At 62.2% G+C, this 15,680-nt stretch carries 9 protein-coding genes and 2 tRNA genes; 8 read left to right on the top strand and 3 right to left on the bottom strand.

All coding sequences use genetic code 11. From position 1 onward, the window contains the following. The first annotated feature begins 109 nt into the window (after positions 1–109). Both ACH6CX_RS11630 and ppc read left to right on the top strand, forming a co-directional pair. A complete protein-coding gene (locus ACH6CX_RS11630; RefSeq protein ID WP_396675448.1) occupies positions 110–4,414 on the top strand; it encodes a hypothetical protein in 4,305 nt (1,434 codons plus the stop codon). A gap of 426 nt (positions 4,415–4,840) precedes the next feature. Continuing rightward, complete coding sequence (gene ppc, locus ACH6CX_RS11625) at positions 4,841–7,504, top strand: phosphoenolpyruvate carboxylase (RefSeq protein WP_396675447.1); 2,664 nt, start codon at positions 4,841–4,843, stop codon at positions 7,502–7,504. A gap of 65 nt (positions 7,505–7,569) precedes the next feature. On the opposite strand, the gene ACH6CX_RS11620 is transcribed toward ppc, so the two are convergent. Further along, positions 7,570–7,656, bottom strand: a tRNA-Leu gene (locus ACH6CX_RS11620). 166 nt (positions 7,657–7,822) lie between these two features. After that, positions 7,823–7,909, bottom strand: a tRNA-Leu gene (locus ACH6CX_RS11615). Between the two features lie 225 nt (positions 7,910–8,134). Between ACH6CX_RS11615 and rnr the strand changes: the two genes are divergently transcribed. The 6 genes from rnr to ACH6CX_RS11585 all read left to right on the top strand — a co-directional run bounded on the left by rnr (position 8,135) and on the right by ACH6CX_RS11585 (position 15,259). Continuing rightward, positions 8,135–10,939 (top strand): ribonuclease R, encoded by a 2,805-nt coding sequence (gene rnr, locus ACH6CX_RS11610; protein ID WP_370636649.1) that lies wholly within the window; start codon positions 8,135–8,137, stop codon positions 10,937–10,939. 47 nt (positions 10,940–10,986) lie between these two features. Next, positions 10,987–11,742, top strand: a complete 756-nt coding sequence (rlmB, locus tag ACH6CX_RS11605) for a 23S rRNA (guanosine(2251)-2'-O)-methyltransferase RlmB (protein WP_232940702.1) — start codon at positions 10,987–10,989, stop codon at positions 11,740–11,742. A 322-nt stretch (positions 11,743–12,064) separates the two neighbouring features. Next, positions 12,065–12,634, top strand: a complete 570-nt coding sequence (locus ACH6CX_RS11600; protein ID WP_396675446.1) for an RNA polymerase sigma factor — start codon at positions 12,065–12,067, stop codon at positions 12,632–12,634. A gap of 18 nt (positions 12,635–12,652) precedes the next feature. Next, complete coding sequence (locus ACH6CX_RS11595) at positions 12,653–13,246, top strand: hypothetical protein (RefSeq protein ID WP_232940704.1); 594 nt, start codon at positions 12,653–12,655, stop codon at positions 13,244–13,246. A gap of 36 nt (positions 13,247–13,282) precedes the next feature. Next, positions 13,283–13,855: a hypothetical protein gene (locus tag ACH6CX_RS11590; protein ID WP_237064171.1), complete on the top strand. Its 573-nt coding sequence runs from the start codon at positions 13,283–13,285 to the stop codon at positions 13,853–13,855. Between the two features lie 90 nt (positions 13,856–13,945). Beyond that, positions 13,946–15,259 carry a hypothetical protein gene (locus ACH6CX_RS11585; RefSeq protein ID WP_334079147.1) on the top strand — a complete coding sequence of 438 codons (1,314 nt, stop codon included), beginning with the start codon at positions 13,946–13,948 and terminating at the stop codon, positions 15,257–15,259. A 187-nt stretch (positions 15,260–15,446) separates the two neighbouring features. On the opposite strand, the gene ACH6CX_RS11580 is transcribed toward ACH6CX_RS11585, so the two are convergent. Continuing rightward, entirely contained in the window at positions 15,447–15,653 is a 207-nt protein-coding gene (locus tag ACH6CX_RS11580; protein ID WP_396675445.1) for a hypothetical protein, read from the bottom strand. Positions 15,654–15,680 lie beyond the last annotated feature (27 nt).

Genomic DNA, 15,680 nt, shown 5'->3' with positions numbered 1-15,680 from the left:
TCCGCTGTGACAGGCCTGGGATCCTGGGATTACCCTCTCTTGTCGGGCTGGGGACATGGCGGCGGACAAGCAAAGTGAGACAAACGGCGGAGCCGCGAGTAAGCGGCAGGTGCGTGGGTGGCTGATATTGCTGGCCCTGGCGTCGCTGGCATCGCTCTACTTTTACATCCGCTACCAGGAGCAGCAGGAGGTCTTTACCAATACCTACTACTTCCGCACCCTGCAGGAAGTCGCCGCAGAACTGGATACACGCCTTGAGCAGCTCTACAACGTAAACTGGTGGGGCGAGAGCGACGTCAAGATAGTTTCTATTTTCCCGACGTATAAACCGGCCTCTGACGCGGATTGCCTCGGGGTCAGGGAAGTAGTGCGAAAAGGGGAGCAGAAGGCCCACGATTCCGTCTTTACCCTGAAGGGAAGCCATGTCATCGGCTGTCTCGGTTCCGGCAGGGGTTACGAGGTTTCCATCAGTGATGTGCTTCCTGATCCGGGCGGCGACTTTGTCCTCTACCTGCTCGCGGATGCGGGTGGCAGGGTTCTCGGCAGCACTGGCGGGGCCTCAGGTCTTTCGATCATCGATACGCGCGCGATCAGTCGTGAAATCCAGGCGCAGGGAGGACAGAGCTGGCTGGGATTGGTCTCGAAGAAAGAGGGCCCCGAGATCGACGAAAGGAAAGAGTTGCCAGGGCACAGCTATTACGTGGATATGGTACTGAGTTCCGGGGCGTCGCGGGTATATATCCAGCCATACCGCCTGCGCTCGGGAGTCGATTTACTGATTCCGCGGAGCGATGGAGAGAATGGGGAGGGGTTCGCGCCATCAGACCACCTGTACCTGATAGGGGTGCTGCCCGACCGGTTGCTGGACCTGAAGGAGGACAAGCGCTGGAATCTCAGCCTGCTGCTGCTCTCAATCATGTTCCTGGCTTCCTGCTGGACCGTCGCGCGGCTGGTGATGATGTCCCGCAACGAACCGCTGGGTACGTTTTTTTACTGCGCCACCTTTGCGGGTACTTTTGTTGTCTTCATTATGGTTGTGGCCCTGTGGCTCGCCTGGGGTGAGCGCGCCGCAGAGGTCGCCCGCAAACAGGCCAACGCAAGGGAATTGTTACAGGAGACCTCCGCGCGCCTGGAGAGCGAGCTCTACTGGCTGTTCCGCGACCTGGAGAGCTTCCACACCTATTACGCCCGGCTGTTGTCATCCGGGGTTCACCCAGAGGCAGGCACGAAACCTGAAGGCACGCCCGGCGCTGCGGGCGAGCTACGGGATCCCGGGTTACTGGTGCTGCCAGGGGGGAATGTTAATTGCCGCCAGGTTGAGGCAGTGACCCTAGGAGACGGGAGCGGCTATGAACGACCCGAGGAAGCTGAAAAGGAATGGACCCTCAGTCCTGATGAGGTTGCGGTTGCACGCAGTATCACCGACAAGCGTTCTGAGGGGCTGCTTCCGTTTTCTCAGGTTTACCTGTTTGGTTGTGGTGCGCGACTTGTCACGCCAGGCGAGGTCGGCGAGAGGTTCGATAGCAGCCAGATGGCTGCACAACGCGGACCCAAGTTGATCAATGTCTTCCTGATGAACCAGAGCGGCGACCGGGTGTTGCCGACCTTCCAGTTTGTCGAAAGCAACAAAACGCCGATCAGTTATCCACTTGGGCACCGGGATTATTTTCGCGAAGTGCGCGCGGGTACAGGCTGGCACGGGGTTTTCGCGCGCGGTAGCGGGCCTGCGCCGGTCAGTGGATGCTGGGCCACTTGCGCCGACCCGGAGCATGGCATCGACGAAGGGGATACCCGCAGTATCCACAATTTTTATATCCAGCGCCTGTTGAACTTCAGCAGCGGAACTCGCGGCACCACGGTCGGTATGCCGCTGGCTAAAGAAGGGGTAGGGGCGGCAGATGGTGCCGACTGGCCGCCCGGCGACTATATCCTCGGTTCCGATATCCTGTTGCCCTCGATGACGCTTAATGAGTGGCACGAGCCGCAAAAATTGCAGGACCTGGTGTTGATGGTGGTGGATCGCTCCACAGGTGACGTCCTGTTTCATATGGATCACCGACGGACCATGGTGGAGAACCTGTTTCACTCGGGGCAGGGAACGGTAGCAATCAGTCAGGTGATTCGCTCGGGCCTGTATCGCAACCGGGCGGTGCCCGGGTTTTACCGCGGCATCTCGGGTGATTTTATTGCCGGGCGGTTGCCGCTGGAGCAATGGGTGGCTGTGGCGTTTATTCCCGACGATGGTACCGACAGCCTGATGACGAATTTCTTCCTGTCGATGACGGCGGGGATGGGACTTTCGCTGCTGCTGGTGACCGCACTGCTATACGCACTGCCCGCCATTTTTGGGGATCCCAAAGCGCGGCTGGGTATCCCGCTGGCGATCAACCGCCATAACACACTGTTGTTTACTTCAATCCTGATTGCCAGCCTCTACCTGGGTTTCCGCATGGGCTCGGTGATACAGGGGGAGCTCGGCGAGGGCCCTGTATCGACGGCGGCCCCGGTATGGGCGCCCGTTATCGCACTGTTGCTGGTGCTGGCCTGGGGGTGCTGTCGCTATTTCCACATGCGGCGCGTCTCCGGTGGTGATGCAGGGCTGGCACCGGATCGCGGGCTGCTGGTCCTGCTGACGCTGTATTTCCTGTTTGGCCTGGCGATTATTGGCCAGCTGCAGCGTGTCGGGAATACACCGGTTTCGGCGATGCACTGGTACTTTTCCAGCAAGCTCTACCCGGCACGTCTCAACCAGGAGCTGGCCGAACTGGAAACGATCGCGCTGACCCGTTACCCCAATACTATCAAGCGATTTGCTGCTGATCCGCTGGACCTGTTACCGATCAGCCCGCGCTGGCGGACGGCGCTGGCCTGCACCCGCGACGGCAAGCCTTCGAACCAGCGGCATCGGCTGCCGGCAGAAATCGGCACCTTTAGCCAGCTCACAGCCACCACTGGGGTGGCGAACTGGCTTCGACGCTATGTGCTCGGATGGACCAATGACGGTCGCTGGCGGGCAGGCCACGCGCCCGATCCGTGCGACGATGTTGGGAAAGTCGACAGCCCTGGCGGTGGGCAGGCAGAACTCCCCGATGCCAGCCCTGCTGGTGACGGCACATTACAGCTGGCTGGCCACATGGCGTTGTATGTTGTTCTGCAGGTGCTGGTATTCCTGGTGATCTGCCGTCTCTGGCTGATGTTCTACCGGCGTGTTATTACTCCCAGGATGTTTGGTACGCCGGATTTCCTTGTGCACCTGAAGCAGCTCTCAGGACCGGGCGGGCGCCTGCGCGGCGTTCGGCCGGCACCAGGACTGGTTGTGGATTTGTGTGATAAGGAAGTCACGGGTATCGGCCTGGATATGCTGGTGCACCAGGCCGGCCAGGACAATGGTCCCGCCACGCCGGTACTGGACCTGCTGCTGGCCCACTGCCCGGCGCTGCGTACCAGCAGTGAGGATGAAGAGCAGTTTCCCGAGGTGCGTGTCCGGCTCAATGGGATGGGTTCCCGGGGCGGGGCACCGGTCGCCGGCAAGGCGCCAGCAATCTGCCTGGAAAATATCGAGACCTGCCTCGCTACCCCGCCGGGGCGCGCGCGGTTGCTGCAGTTGGTCCGGCAGTTAAAGTCCATGCAGCTGTCAGGACGTTTGTCGGAACTGCGCCTGTGCCTGGAGAGCCAGTGCTTCGAGACCTTGTTGCTCAATGCCCATGCGCCGGCGCCCGGACGCAGCTGGCCCGATGCGCAGGAGCGGGCAGCCTGGGCCGAGTTGCTGATGGACTTTACCGTCGACTTGCCGCAGGCGCTGGTGGAGCGCGCAGATCCGGCTTTTGTGATTGAGGAGTGCCGGGGTGGCCGGTTGCTGCGCTACCTGATCCCTGAACTTGCCGAGCACGCGCGCGGGTCAAGCGGTCGCCTGCGACAGGGCTGGCGCACCCTGCTGGACCGGCACAAGACCGGGCCGGAGTGGGCCTCGATCCTGTGTATCCTGCTAAAGGCCGGCGCCCGTTTCCGCTACCAGTGGGAAGCCTGCTCAAGTGAAGAGAAGCTGGCCCTGTACTACCTTGCGCGCGGCAAGCGCATCAATCCCGCAAACACCCAGGTACTTGAACAGCTGGCGATACAGGGCCTGGTGCGCATCGAAAACGGCCGCGTGCAGATCGTGAACAACAGCTTTGCCTACTTTGTCCTGAACGCCGAGGATCTGGAGTCCATGCGCCAGTTGCTGGAGAGCGGTCACCAGGGCGCCTGGCTCACTTACCGGTTGCCGGTGACGCTGGTGATCCTGCTGCTGGTTGGGGCAATCGCCATCAGCTCGGGGAACTCGATTTACCTGATAGTGGCCACAGTGATGGGATTGCTGGGTAGCATTGGCAGCCTGGTTGGCAGCGCGCGGATGATTCATGAGAACCTGCGCTAGCCACCGTACACACTTCGGGCAGGACTCTCTCGGCAGGGGTTGATCGCGGATTTTGCTGGCAGGTTCGTAAGAAGCTTCAACAGGCGGAATGCGATGCCTTGGCGTGGCTTTGTCGAGCAACCGGGCTGGTCCCATTATTGGCGACTCTATCCCAGTCGGCTGGCCAGCTGCAGCTGCCTGCTTCCGAGCTGAACTACTCCTATACAGGCCCGCGGCCGGAATACTGGTTGCCCGCACCAGGTAAAAAGCACGCAGTCTCCGCGCGGCGCACTGCGGGCGCCGAAGTTATTGCGTCGCCCCTTTTCATTCTGGGGTCCTGTTGCGCCACTCGTGCCGCCAGTGGTCCGGCTTGTCGCGCAACCCGGCAACCGACAGGCGGAAATATGCGAACATAACGCCAAATTTCTGCCAGGGAGATAATGATTCGTGAATCAGGACCAGAACGCACCGTTGCGAGAGGATGTCCGCCTGCTTGGCGAGGAGCTCGGATCGGTTCTGCGTGAGCAGGCCGGCGAACCGCTCTTCGAAACCGTGGAAACCATACGCCAGGCGGCGGTGGAGAGCCGTGGCCAGGGTGAGATGCAGGCGGGGCGCCTGCGCAAACTGCTGGACCCGCTGGACGATGACACCCTGCTGGAGGTAGCGCGGGCGTTCAGCCAGTTCCTCAACCTGGCCAATATTGCCGAGCAGCGCCATCGCGAGCGCCTGCACCGGCATCACCAGCGTTTTCCGGGAGACCCGGACACCGACCAGGGCCTGCGACAGGTACTTGCCGAGCTGAAAAAAGCCGGTGTCGACAAGGCTAAGGTGCGCTCGGTGCTGGACCAGTTGTCTGTGGAGTTGGTGCTTACTGCACATCCTACTGAGGTCACCCGCCGCACCCTGATTCGCAAGTACGACCGGATTGCCGACCTGCTCACCGACCGGGACCGGCCCGACCTCACCGAGGAGGAGGCGGAGCACCTGCGCCGCCACCTGCGCGAACAGATCCTGTCCGCCTGGAGCACCGACGAGATCCGCCGTGAGCGCCCGACGCCGGTGGATGAGGCCAAGTGGGGGTTCGCCACTATCGAACAGTCCCTGTGGCGAGCGGTGCCGGCAGTCATGCGCGAAATCGAGGCGGAGCTGGAGCTGGCGGGCCTGGACCCGCTACCGGCAGACTGGGTGCCGATCCGCTTTGCCTCATGGATGGGCGGCGACCGCGATGGCAATCCCAATGTGACTGCCGCTGTTACCCGCCGGGTGCTGCAACTGGCCCGCTGGATGGCCGCGGACCTGTACCTGCGCGATGTGGAAAACCTGCTGGCTGACCTGTCCATGCATCGCGCCAGTGATGAGTTGCTGGCGCGCACCGGGCCCAGTCATGAACCCTACCGGTTACTGTTGCGACAGGTTCGCGACCAGCTGCAGTTGACCCGCGAGCAGATGGAAGCGCGGGTCAACGGCAATCCAGAGCCGGCGGGAGAGGGTTACACCAGCGGCGCACAGCTGGCCGGCGAGCTGCGCCTGATTGATCGCTCCCTGCGCGAGGTAGGGCTGTCCGCCATCGCCGATGGCCAGCTGAAGGATACCCTGCGCCGGCTAAACTGTTTCGGCATCACCCTGCTGCGCCTGGATATCCGCCAGGAGTCCACCCGCCACAGCGACGCACTCGATGCCATCACCCGCTACCTGGGCCTCGGCAGTTACGGGGACTGGGACGAGCCGACCCGGCAGCGCTTCCTGCTGGCGGAACTGGAGAATCGCCGGCCGCTGGTCGACAGCGCCTTCTACCAGAGCGACTTCTGTGATGACGAGGTACGCCAGGTGCTGGAGACCTGTGGCGTGATTGCAGAGCAGGGACCGGAGGGGCTGGGTGCCTACGTGATTTCCATGGCCCGGGCCTCGTCCGATGTGCTGGCGGTAATGCTGCTGCAGAAGATTGCCGGGGTGCAGGAACCCATGCGGGTGGTGCCGCTGTTCGAGACCCTCGATGACCTCAACAACGCCGGCGATATCATGAGCGCGCTGCTGGAGATTCCGTCTTACCGGCAGCGTGTGGCGAAGGGCCAGGAAGTGATGATCGGTTACTCCGATTCCGCCAAGGATGCCGGCTTCCTGGGCGCGGCCTGGGCCCAGTTCCGCGCACAGGAGGGACTCACGGCAATTTTCCGCGAGCACGGTATCCCGCTCACCCTGTTCCACGGTCGCGGTGGCTCCATTTCCCGCGGTGGCTCGCCCACCCGCATGGCGCTGTTGTCGCAGCCGCCGGGGTCGGTCGCCGGCCGTATCCGGGTCACCGAGCAGGGCGAGATGATCCGCTTCAAGTACGGGCGGCCGTCCGTGGCCGCCTACAACCTGGAGCAGTACGTGGCCGCCACCCTGGAGGCCACCCTGTTGCCCCCGGCGGAGCCGCGCCCCGAGTGGCGCGCGGCCATGGACCGGCTCACCGAGGTATCGGTCAACAGCTATCGCGAAGTGGTGCGCGACGATCCGGCGCTGGTGGGTTACCTGCGCACCGTCACGCCGGAAACCGAGCTAAGCCGCCTGGCCCTGGGCAGCCGGCCGGCACGGCGCAAGCCCGGCGGTGGGGTCGAGACTCTGCGGGCAATTCCCTGGGTGTTTGCGTGGACCCAGATCCGGCTGATGCTGCCCGCGTGGCTGGGCACCGGCGCGGCGCTGGAGAGTGCCCTGCAGAGCGAGGAGGGCGCCGCCACCCTGCGCACCATGAGCGGGGAGTGGCCGTTTTTCCAGACCGCGGTGGATATGCTGGAGATGGTGCTGGCGAAATCCGACACCCGGGTGGCGTCCTGGTACGAGGAGCGGCTCACCGGCGACGCTGAACTGGTTCGCCTCGGTGGCCTGCTGCGTGAGCGGCTGGCTCACACGGTATCGGCGCTGCATGAACTGACCGGCCATGAGAGCCTGCTCGACAACAACCCGGTCATGCGCTGGTCGATTCGCGTGCGCGACCCCTATACGGATCCGCTACACCTGCTGCAGGCGGAGCTGATGGCGCGGCTGCGCGAGCGCGATACCGACCCGGTGCTGGAGAGCGCGTTGATGGTCACCATTGCCGGCATCGCCGCGGGGATGCGCAATACCGGCTGATGCCCGCCGCCGGATGGGGCAGAAATAAAAAAGGCCGACTCGCGAGAGTCGGCCTTTTTTGGAATTGGTGCCCAGGAGAAGACTTGAACTTCCACGACCTTGCGGTCACTAGCACCTGAAGCTAGCGCGTCTACCAATTCCGCCACCTGGGCAATTCGACGGTGTGCGCCGTCGAGGGTGCGCAATATAAAGAATTTCCGGGGCGTGTCAATCGCCGACTGTGACCGGTGCGACCCGAATCGTTAGTGCGGCGTAGGACAGGGGGCAGGGCGCCCCAACGAAAAAAGGCCGACTCTCGCGAGTCGACCTTTTCGGAATTGGTGCCCAGGAGAAGACTTGAACTTCCACGACCTTGCGGTCACTAGCACCTGAAGCTAGCGCGTCTACCAATTCCGCCACCTGGGCAATTCAGCGGCGTGTGCCGTTGAGGTCGCGAACTATAGAGATTTGGCCGCAGGGTGTCAACGGCCTTTTTTGCGTTTAATTCAACTTTTTCTGGTATGGTCGGGAAACGCGGGGAAATCGCTTATACTGCCAGCAATGAGCGGCAACACCGACCGGCCGGTTCCCGGCCATATTCTCAATTCCCCGCCGCCTGCAGACTCCGCCGGATGATCCCGGCGACCGTGGATGAGCCGCGGTTCCCCAACAACGGACGATGTTTTGACACGAGACAAACCTACAAACCATACCGACGCCGATCCCCACGCCCAGCGCGAGGCGGAGAAATACGACAAGCCGGTGCCCAGTCGCGAATACCTGCTGCAGCTGCTGGAGCAACAGCATGAGCCGGTGTCCTGGGAGGCGGTGGCGGAACTGCTGGATATCCACGATGAGGATCGCCGCGAGGGCGTGCGCCGGCGCCTGATCGCCATGTCCCGGGACGGGCAGATTGCCAGTAACCGCGCCGGGGATTTCGGTGTGCTGGACAAGATGCACCTGGTGCGCGGGCGTGTGATCGGCCATCGCGACGGCTTTGGCTTTGTCTCGCCCCGTGACGGTGGCGACGACCTGTTCCTGTCCCACCGGCAGATGCGCAAGGTATTCGATGGGGACGAGGTGCTGGTACGCGAGACCCCCGGTGGCTTCCGCGGCAAGCGCGAGGCGGCGGTGGTCCGGGTGCTCAAGCACAATACCCGGCAGCTGGCAGGTCGCCTTTACCAGGAAAATGGCATCTGCTTCGTGCGCCCGGACAACCCGCGCATCAACCAGGACATCATGGTGGCGGCGGACAAGGTGGCCGGTGCGGCGCACGGCCAGTACGTGGTGGTGGATATCGTCACCCAGCCCAGCCGCGACAGCCTGCCCCAGGGCGAGGTGGCGGAAGTGCTGGGCGACCACCTGGCGCCGGGGATGGAGATCGATGTCGCCATCCGCAATTACGGCCTGCCCCATACCTGGCCGGCAGCGGTGCAGAAAGAGGTGGATGCCATCGCCGATGAGGTGGGGGAAGCGGACAAAAAGGCGCGGGTCGACCTGCGCCAGCTGCCGCTGGTGACCATCGATGGCGAGGATGCCCGCGATTTCGATGACGCCGTGTTCTGCGAGCTGATGCCGGACAACAGCTGGAAGCTGCTGGTGGCCATCGCCGACGTGTCCCATTATGTGCACCCGGGCAGTGCCCTGGACGAGGAGGCACACAGTCGCGGCAACTCGGTGTATTTCCCCGATTTCGTGCTGCCCATGCTGCCGGAGAAACTGTCCAACGGCCTCTGTTCCCTGAATCCGGAGGTTGATCGCCTGTGCATGGTCTGCGAAATGCAGATTGACCAGCGCGGGGAGATCCGCGATTTCCGCTTCTTCGAGGGCGTGATGCGAAGCCATGCGCGCCTGACCTATACCCAGGTGGGGCAGATGATCGAGGAGCGCGACAGCCGCGACAGTGGCCTGCGCAAGCAGTTCGCCGCGCTCACTCCACACCTGGATAACCTGCACGACCTCTACCGGGCACTGCGGGGCGCGCGGGACCGGCGCGGCGCGATCGATTTCGAGACCACCGAAACCCGGATCCTGTTCGACCAGCAGCGCAAGATCGAGCGCATCGTGCCGGTGCAGCGCAACGACGCCCATAAGTTGATCGAAGAGTGCATGCTGGCGGCCAACGTCTGTGCCGCCAAGCTGGCGGAACTGTCGGAACTGCCTTCACTCTTCCGTGTGCACGATACCCCCAAGGAGGAAAAGCTCACCAACCTGCGGGAGTACCTGGGTGAGCTGGGGCTGCGCCTGCCAGGCGGGGCAGAGCCACAGCCGATGGATTTCCAGGTGTTGATGGAGCAGGTGGAGGGGCGTGCCGACGCCCACATCATCCAGATGATGATGCTGCGCTCCATGAACCAGGCGGTGTACCAGCCCGAGAATCGCGGGCATTTCGGCCTGGACTATGAGGCCTATGCCCATTTCACTTCGCCGATCCGGCGCTACCCGGACCTGCTGCTGCATCGCGAACTGCGCTGGCTGATTCGCAATGGCAGCGCCAACCCGGCGGCGGTGGCCAAAAAGGTTCACCCGGTGCCGGGTGCTGAAGCCATTCCCCGGGAAAAGATCATTCCCTACGACATGCCCGCCATGGTCCAGCTGGGTGAGCACTGCTCGATGACCGAGCGCCGGGCCGACGACGCCACCCGCGATGTGGTCAGCTGGCTCAAGTGTGAATACCTGCAGGACCACGTGGGTGAGGTCTATCCCGGGGTGATCAGTGCGGTCACCGGCTTCGGCCTGTTCGTGGAACTGGACCAGCTCTATGTCGAGGGGCTGATACATGTCACCGCGCTGCCCAAGGACTACTACCACTTCGAGCAGGCGCACCAGCGCCTGGTGGGTGAGCGCAGTGGTACCCGCTACCACCTGGGCGATTCGGTAACCGTGCAGGTGGCACGGGTGGACCTGGAAGAGCGCAAGGTGGATTTCACCCTGGAAGAGCTGTTGACGAGCCCCAAGCGCAAGCGCCCGCGTAAAGGAAGCGGGGGTAAAGAGAGCGGAGGCAAAGAGAAAGAGACCCGGGTCAGCCCGCGCGCCATGGAGATGGCGGTTGAACACCAGCAAGAGCGGGGCCGGCGCAATGGCTCGGGTGGCGCCAAGGGCCCGGAACGGGATGCTGCAAAAAAAGCCGGCCGTGCCGCCGGTAGCCCCTGGAAGAAGCGCCCGGAAACACCCCCGGGCGAAACGCCATTCCGCAAGCGCAAGGTGGGATCCGCTGAGACCGAACCGGTTGCAGCGACCCCGGCCACAGGGGAATCCGCCCCTGCCGGTGGTGAACAGGGGGAAGAGGCGCCCCGCCGGCGCGGTCCGCGCCGGACCCCTCCCCGCAAGGGAGGCAAGCGCCCCGCAGTGGCCGCACGCAAGGCGGCGCAGAAAGCCGCCAAGGCCGGTAACGGCAAGGGCAAGAAGAAAGTCCGCAAGAAGCATGTCGCCGCCAAGGGCAAGAAGAAAAAGTAGCCAGGCACGTGCAGGTTCCCGTTGACCCAACCAGTTGAATTGGATTTATGGCCACAGAGATCGTCTATGGCCTGCACGCAGTGCAGGCTCTCCTGAAAAGCTCTCCCCAGCAGGTACAGGAACTGCTGCTACTCCGTGGGCGGCGGGACCAGAAGCTGCAAAAGCTGGTCCGCCAGGCGGAGAAAAATGATATTGCCCTGCGCTATGTGGACCGTCGGGCCCTGGATGAAAAGGTGGGAGACGATGGCAACCACCAGGGCGTGGTGGCCGTATGTGCGGGGGCCGCGAAAGTCTACGATGAACGGTTCCTCAAGGAACTGCTGGAAACGCTCGACCAGAAATCCGAGGCGCCTTTCCTGCTGATCCTCGACGGCGTAACCGATCCCCATAACCTGGGCGCCTGCCTGCGCTCCGCCGAGGCCGCGGGGGTACACGCGGTGATTGTGCCCAAGGACAAGTCCGCCGGTCTCACACCGACTGCGCGCAAGGTTGCCTGTGGCGCAGCCGAAGTCCTGCCGCTGGTGACAGTCACCAACCTGGCGCGCACCATGCAGCAACTGCAGCAGGCGGGGGTATGGATTTTCGGCGCCGCCGGCGAGGCCGAGCAGGATGTGTTTGCTGCCAGCCTCACGGGTGGTGTCGCCCTCGCCATGGGTGCGGAGGGCTCGGGCCTGCGTCGCCTGACCCGGGAGCACTGCGACCACCTGATTCGCATTCCCATGGCTGGAGAGGTGAGCAGCCTCAACGTCTCCGTTGCCACTGGTGTCTGCCTGTTCGAGGCGGTGCGCCAGCGCGCCAGCTGAACCCCGGAATAGCGGTCCCGCCGCCATTGCGTTATCCCATTGCTGAAAGCTGTGCCGGTTGCGATAGTGGCCGGCAAGCCTTTTTTTGCCAGGCAATTGAAACCTCTCGCAAAATCCGGCGGTAATCGACGCCTGGGTTCAGGCGTTGCGTCAGAATACACCCCCCTCCTGCTAAATTTTCCCCGCGGCAGAATTTTCCGGAACCCTCTGTCCCGCCCGCTCGTGTAACAGCGACAGGCCGCCTCAGCAGTATGCCTCCCCTCCGGGGACTTCCGCATTGGGCCGGCATTACCCCAAGTTCCAGCCAATCGGGAGTAGTGGTTTGAATACCTGGCTGACGCGTTTTTTCCATGCCCCGCGCTCACCGGAAGACCGGTTTGTGTCCCTTGTCTCGCCCCACCTGCGCCGAATGTACCGCATGGCTTACCGGTGGACCTTGAATGCTCACGAGGCCGAAGACCTGGTGCAGGACGTGCTGGTGCGGCTGTTGCCGAGGACGGCAGAGCTGGAAAGCGTCGATCGGCTGGGACCCTGGCTGGTACGGGTGCTCTACCGGCGCTTTGTCGATCTTTACCGCCGCCGCTGCGCATCACCCATTGATCCCAGCCAGTCGCTGGATGACACGGATCAGGAGAGTCGATTGCCCGGTGATGGCGGTGAAGATCTCAGGCGTACTGAAATGCAGCGCGCATTGCAGAGGGCCCTGCAGGAGCTGGACGATGAATGGCGCGATATCGTGTTACTGCACGATATGGAGGGCTACACCACAATCGAGGTGGCGGACATCATGGATATCAGTGTGGGGACTGTGAAGTCCCGCCTGCATCGCGCCCGCGCCAAGCTTAAAAAAAGTCTCTCCCCCGGAACCCTTCAGATTTCTGAAGCGTGTTAGTGAGCATAGGAGCAGCTCATGCGATCGAGGCACACAGTGAATCATCCCGCCCCCGCGCAACTGGCCGACAATGAGTTAATTGGCGTTCTCCGGGATATGCCAGTCCCGCAGCCGGACGCCGGTTACGAGCGCCGGGTACTCCGTGCGGTACTGGATTCGCAGCAAGCCCGAAATAAGCGTCCGGCCTGGTTTTTCCAGCCGACGCGCTGGCCGGTGGCAGCTGCCGCCATCATGTTGCTCACCCTGGTTTTCTCCCAGGGCGCACTGCGGGAACGGTCGCCGATGGCGGGCCAGGCATGGGCTCCGGTTGGGCAAACTCCGCATACAGTGCATGTGGTGCTGGATAGCCCGCGCCAGCTGCGGGGCGCAATCATCCGTGTGACCTTGCCGGCCGGTGCTGTGCTGGAGGGGTACCGCGATGTCGATACCCTGCAGTGGCAGGCGGATATTCCTGCCGGTGGCAACCGGCTGTCCCTGCCGCTTCTGGTGCAGGAGGGTATCAGCGGCGGGACTGTCCAGGTGGAAATAGAGCATGGCGGCGCGCGCAAGGCGCTGGAAATTTCAATCCCGTCGCCACCGGATGGCGGCGGTGCGTCCATCACCAAAACCTGAAAGCAGGTTGTTTTTTTCCAGAAGAGGTAAAGGAAGATGTTACGGAAAAATCTACTCGTCCTGGGTCTGGCCACTGGCGCCTGCCTGGCATTGCCAGCCCATGCTCAGGAAGTTGAAAGCCAGGCCGACCTGGATGTCACCATGTCGGTTGTCGAGGACGCACAGGATGCACAGGATGTGCTGAACAGCATTGAATTGCCACCGGAGTTGCGGGAAGTGGCGGAGCAGCAGATGGCAGCCATCTTGGCGGCGATGGAAGCGGCCCGGGCAGGGGAGTCATCCGGTGAAGACCAGGCCAGTCTCGATCCCGAGACACAGGCGCGATTTGCCGAGGCCCTGGAGCGCAGCCGCGAGATGGCCGCAAGTAATACCGCCGCCGCCAATGCTGCAGTAGCCGACGCACAGCTGGCCGCTGAGGCCGCCCGCGAGGCGATCGAGGAAGCGGTTAAAAACGGCCTCACCGGTGCGGAAGTCGAGGGCATTATCGACCAGATGATGCAGGATATTCTCAATAGCCTGCCGGAGGATGTGCGCGAGCAGATGCCTGCTGATATCAACACCCTGATCGAGGAGGCGAAAGGGACCACCACTGATACCCCCGAAACCTGACAGTGGAGTATATGTGTGCCTGGCGCGGGGAAGTGCCCCGTGCCGGGACTGTAACTGGTAATACTGATAGGGAACAATGGGGTAAGCAAAGTGAAGGTAAAGGAATACCTGAGAGGCCTGGCACTGATGGCTGCACTGAGTGCGGTATCACAGTCCGTGGCTGCAGTAGAGTTCGGTGACGGTGTGAAAGCGTTCAAGACCGGGGACTACCAGCGTGCGCTCACCGCTTTTTCGTCGCTGGAGGCACGTGGACAGGATAGTCCGCGATTGAAATACAACATGGGCGTCACTCTTGTAAAGCTGGGGCGATACCGGGAGGCCGGTACCTACTTCTACCAGCTCCTCAACGACCCGCAATGGCGCGACCTGGCACGCTACAACCTGGCGCTTACAGCGGAAAAGCGTGACCGGCCACTGCTGGCAGCAAAGCATTACCGACAGGTGACGCAGACTACGGATTCGGCAAAACTGCGCAAGCTCGCCACGAGCCGGCTCAACGCCCTGGCTGCAGAAGAGCGCGGGGCCCTGTCCCGCCAGTGGTTGGGTCTCGTCAGTCTTTCCGCCGGCTATGACGACAACGCCTACGCATTGCAAAATGACCTGCTCGCCGATGTGGAAACAGGGGAAGACAGTTTCACAGAGCTTTTTGCCTGGGGGCAGTACCGTCTGCACGGTAGCCCGGTGGATGGCTGGCGCTTGCATGGATACGCGTTCAGTCGCCGCTACCGGGAGCTGGAGAACCTGAATCTCAACAGCGTGAGCGCAGCCCTGTCCCGGGATCGGCGCTGGTGGGGCTGGGACACGGAATTGGGGGTGGCCGGCGAGTTTATCTACCTTGGTGGCGACCAGGTTTCCCGCCAGCTCAATCTTGTGGGCCGGCTTGTGAGGGAGTTCGGTCTGGGTAGCCTGTCACTGTCTTACCTGCCGGGTTATTACCTGGGCGGGGAGGGCTACGAATACCTGGACGGCTGGCGTCAGCGGGTGGCGTTAAAGTGGCGCCGTCCGCTGCTGGCGGGAGAGTTGCTGGCATTCTACCAGTACGACAGTAACGACCGTGCCGACCTGGAGCGGGAGGCCCGGGATTATTACAGCTACTCGCCGGCCCGCAACTCGCTGGGCGCTGAGCTGGAATGGCCGCTGACACTGCGCTGGAGTGTTTCCGCCGGGATGGAGTTGCGCCAGAGTGTATATGACGGCACCAACCAGTTGACCGGTGATGACGGCTCTGTCGTGCGGTATCAGCGTGAGTCTGATCGAATAAAGTCCTGGGTCGAGACGCGCTACCGGCTGAGCCCGAGATTCAGCCTCGATGGTAAGGTGCTCAATATCGATAACCGTGAAAACCGGGATATCTATACATTCGATAAAACCGAGTTCAGCCTGGGGGTCAGTTATATTTTCTGATCCCGGCGGAATCGGCCGGGGAGGGTAGAGCTGCACGTTTTCCCTGCCCGTCACGCCCTGGCCAGAGGTGCTTTTCCGGCGGCTTCATCGAATCCTGTAGACCTCTCCCTTGTCTATGCCGTGAAGCCGCCATTTTTAATTACAGTTTCATGTTCGTTGGTAATCTATTTATGCTTCGCACTTTCCCTTATTCAGGGGGCGAAGCCCGATAGAAAATATATTTTTCTTCGAGTGGCCCCTCAATCTTCAATCCCTGACCGAATTGCCTCTCTTTTGCCTTTGTGAGTCTTAAATTATTGCTTCCCTGGTTTTTGCCTGCTTTGTTGGTTGGGTCGCGGTCATGCCGGGCCAAAAAGGTAAGCAAGATTATTGCTGCGCCAAAATTTGCCGCCATTGGATTTGCCGTGCTTTCGCTTGTGAC

It is taken from the genome of Microbulbifer sp. JSM ZJ756 (assembly GCF_044383805.1).
Lineage (GTDB): Bacteria > Pseudomonadota > Gammaproteobacteria > Pseudomonadales > Cellvibrionaceae > Microbulbifer > Microbulbifer zhoushanensis.
This window is presented reverse-complemented; position numbering and strand designations above follow the sequence as displayed.

What these genes read in the sequence shown, in the direction of transcription:
- rnr (WP_370636649.1), top strand. Translation starts at nt 8,135, where the DNA reads ATGAGCCGCGGTTCCCCAACAACGGACGATGTTTTGACACGAGACAAA.
- ACH6CX_RS11580 (WP_396675445.1), bottom strand. Translation starts at nt 15,653, where the DNA reads ATGGCGGCAAATTTTGGCGCAGCAATAATCTTGCTTACCTTTTTGGCC.
- ACH6CX_RS11595 (WP_232940704.1), top strand. Translation starts at nt 12,653, where the DNA reads ATGCGATCGAGGCACACAGTGAATCATCCCGCCCCCGCGCAACTGGCC.
- rlmB (WP_232940702.1), top strand. Translation starts at nt 10,987, where the DNA reads ATGGCCACAGAGATCGTCTATGGCCTGCACGCAGTGCAGGCTCTCCTG.
- ACH6CX_RS11590 (WP_237064171.1), top strand. Translation starts at nt 13,283, where the DNA reads ATGTTACGGAAAAATCTACTCGTCCTGGGTCTGGCCACTGGCGCCTGC.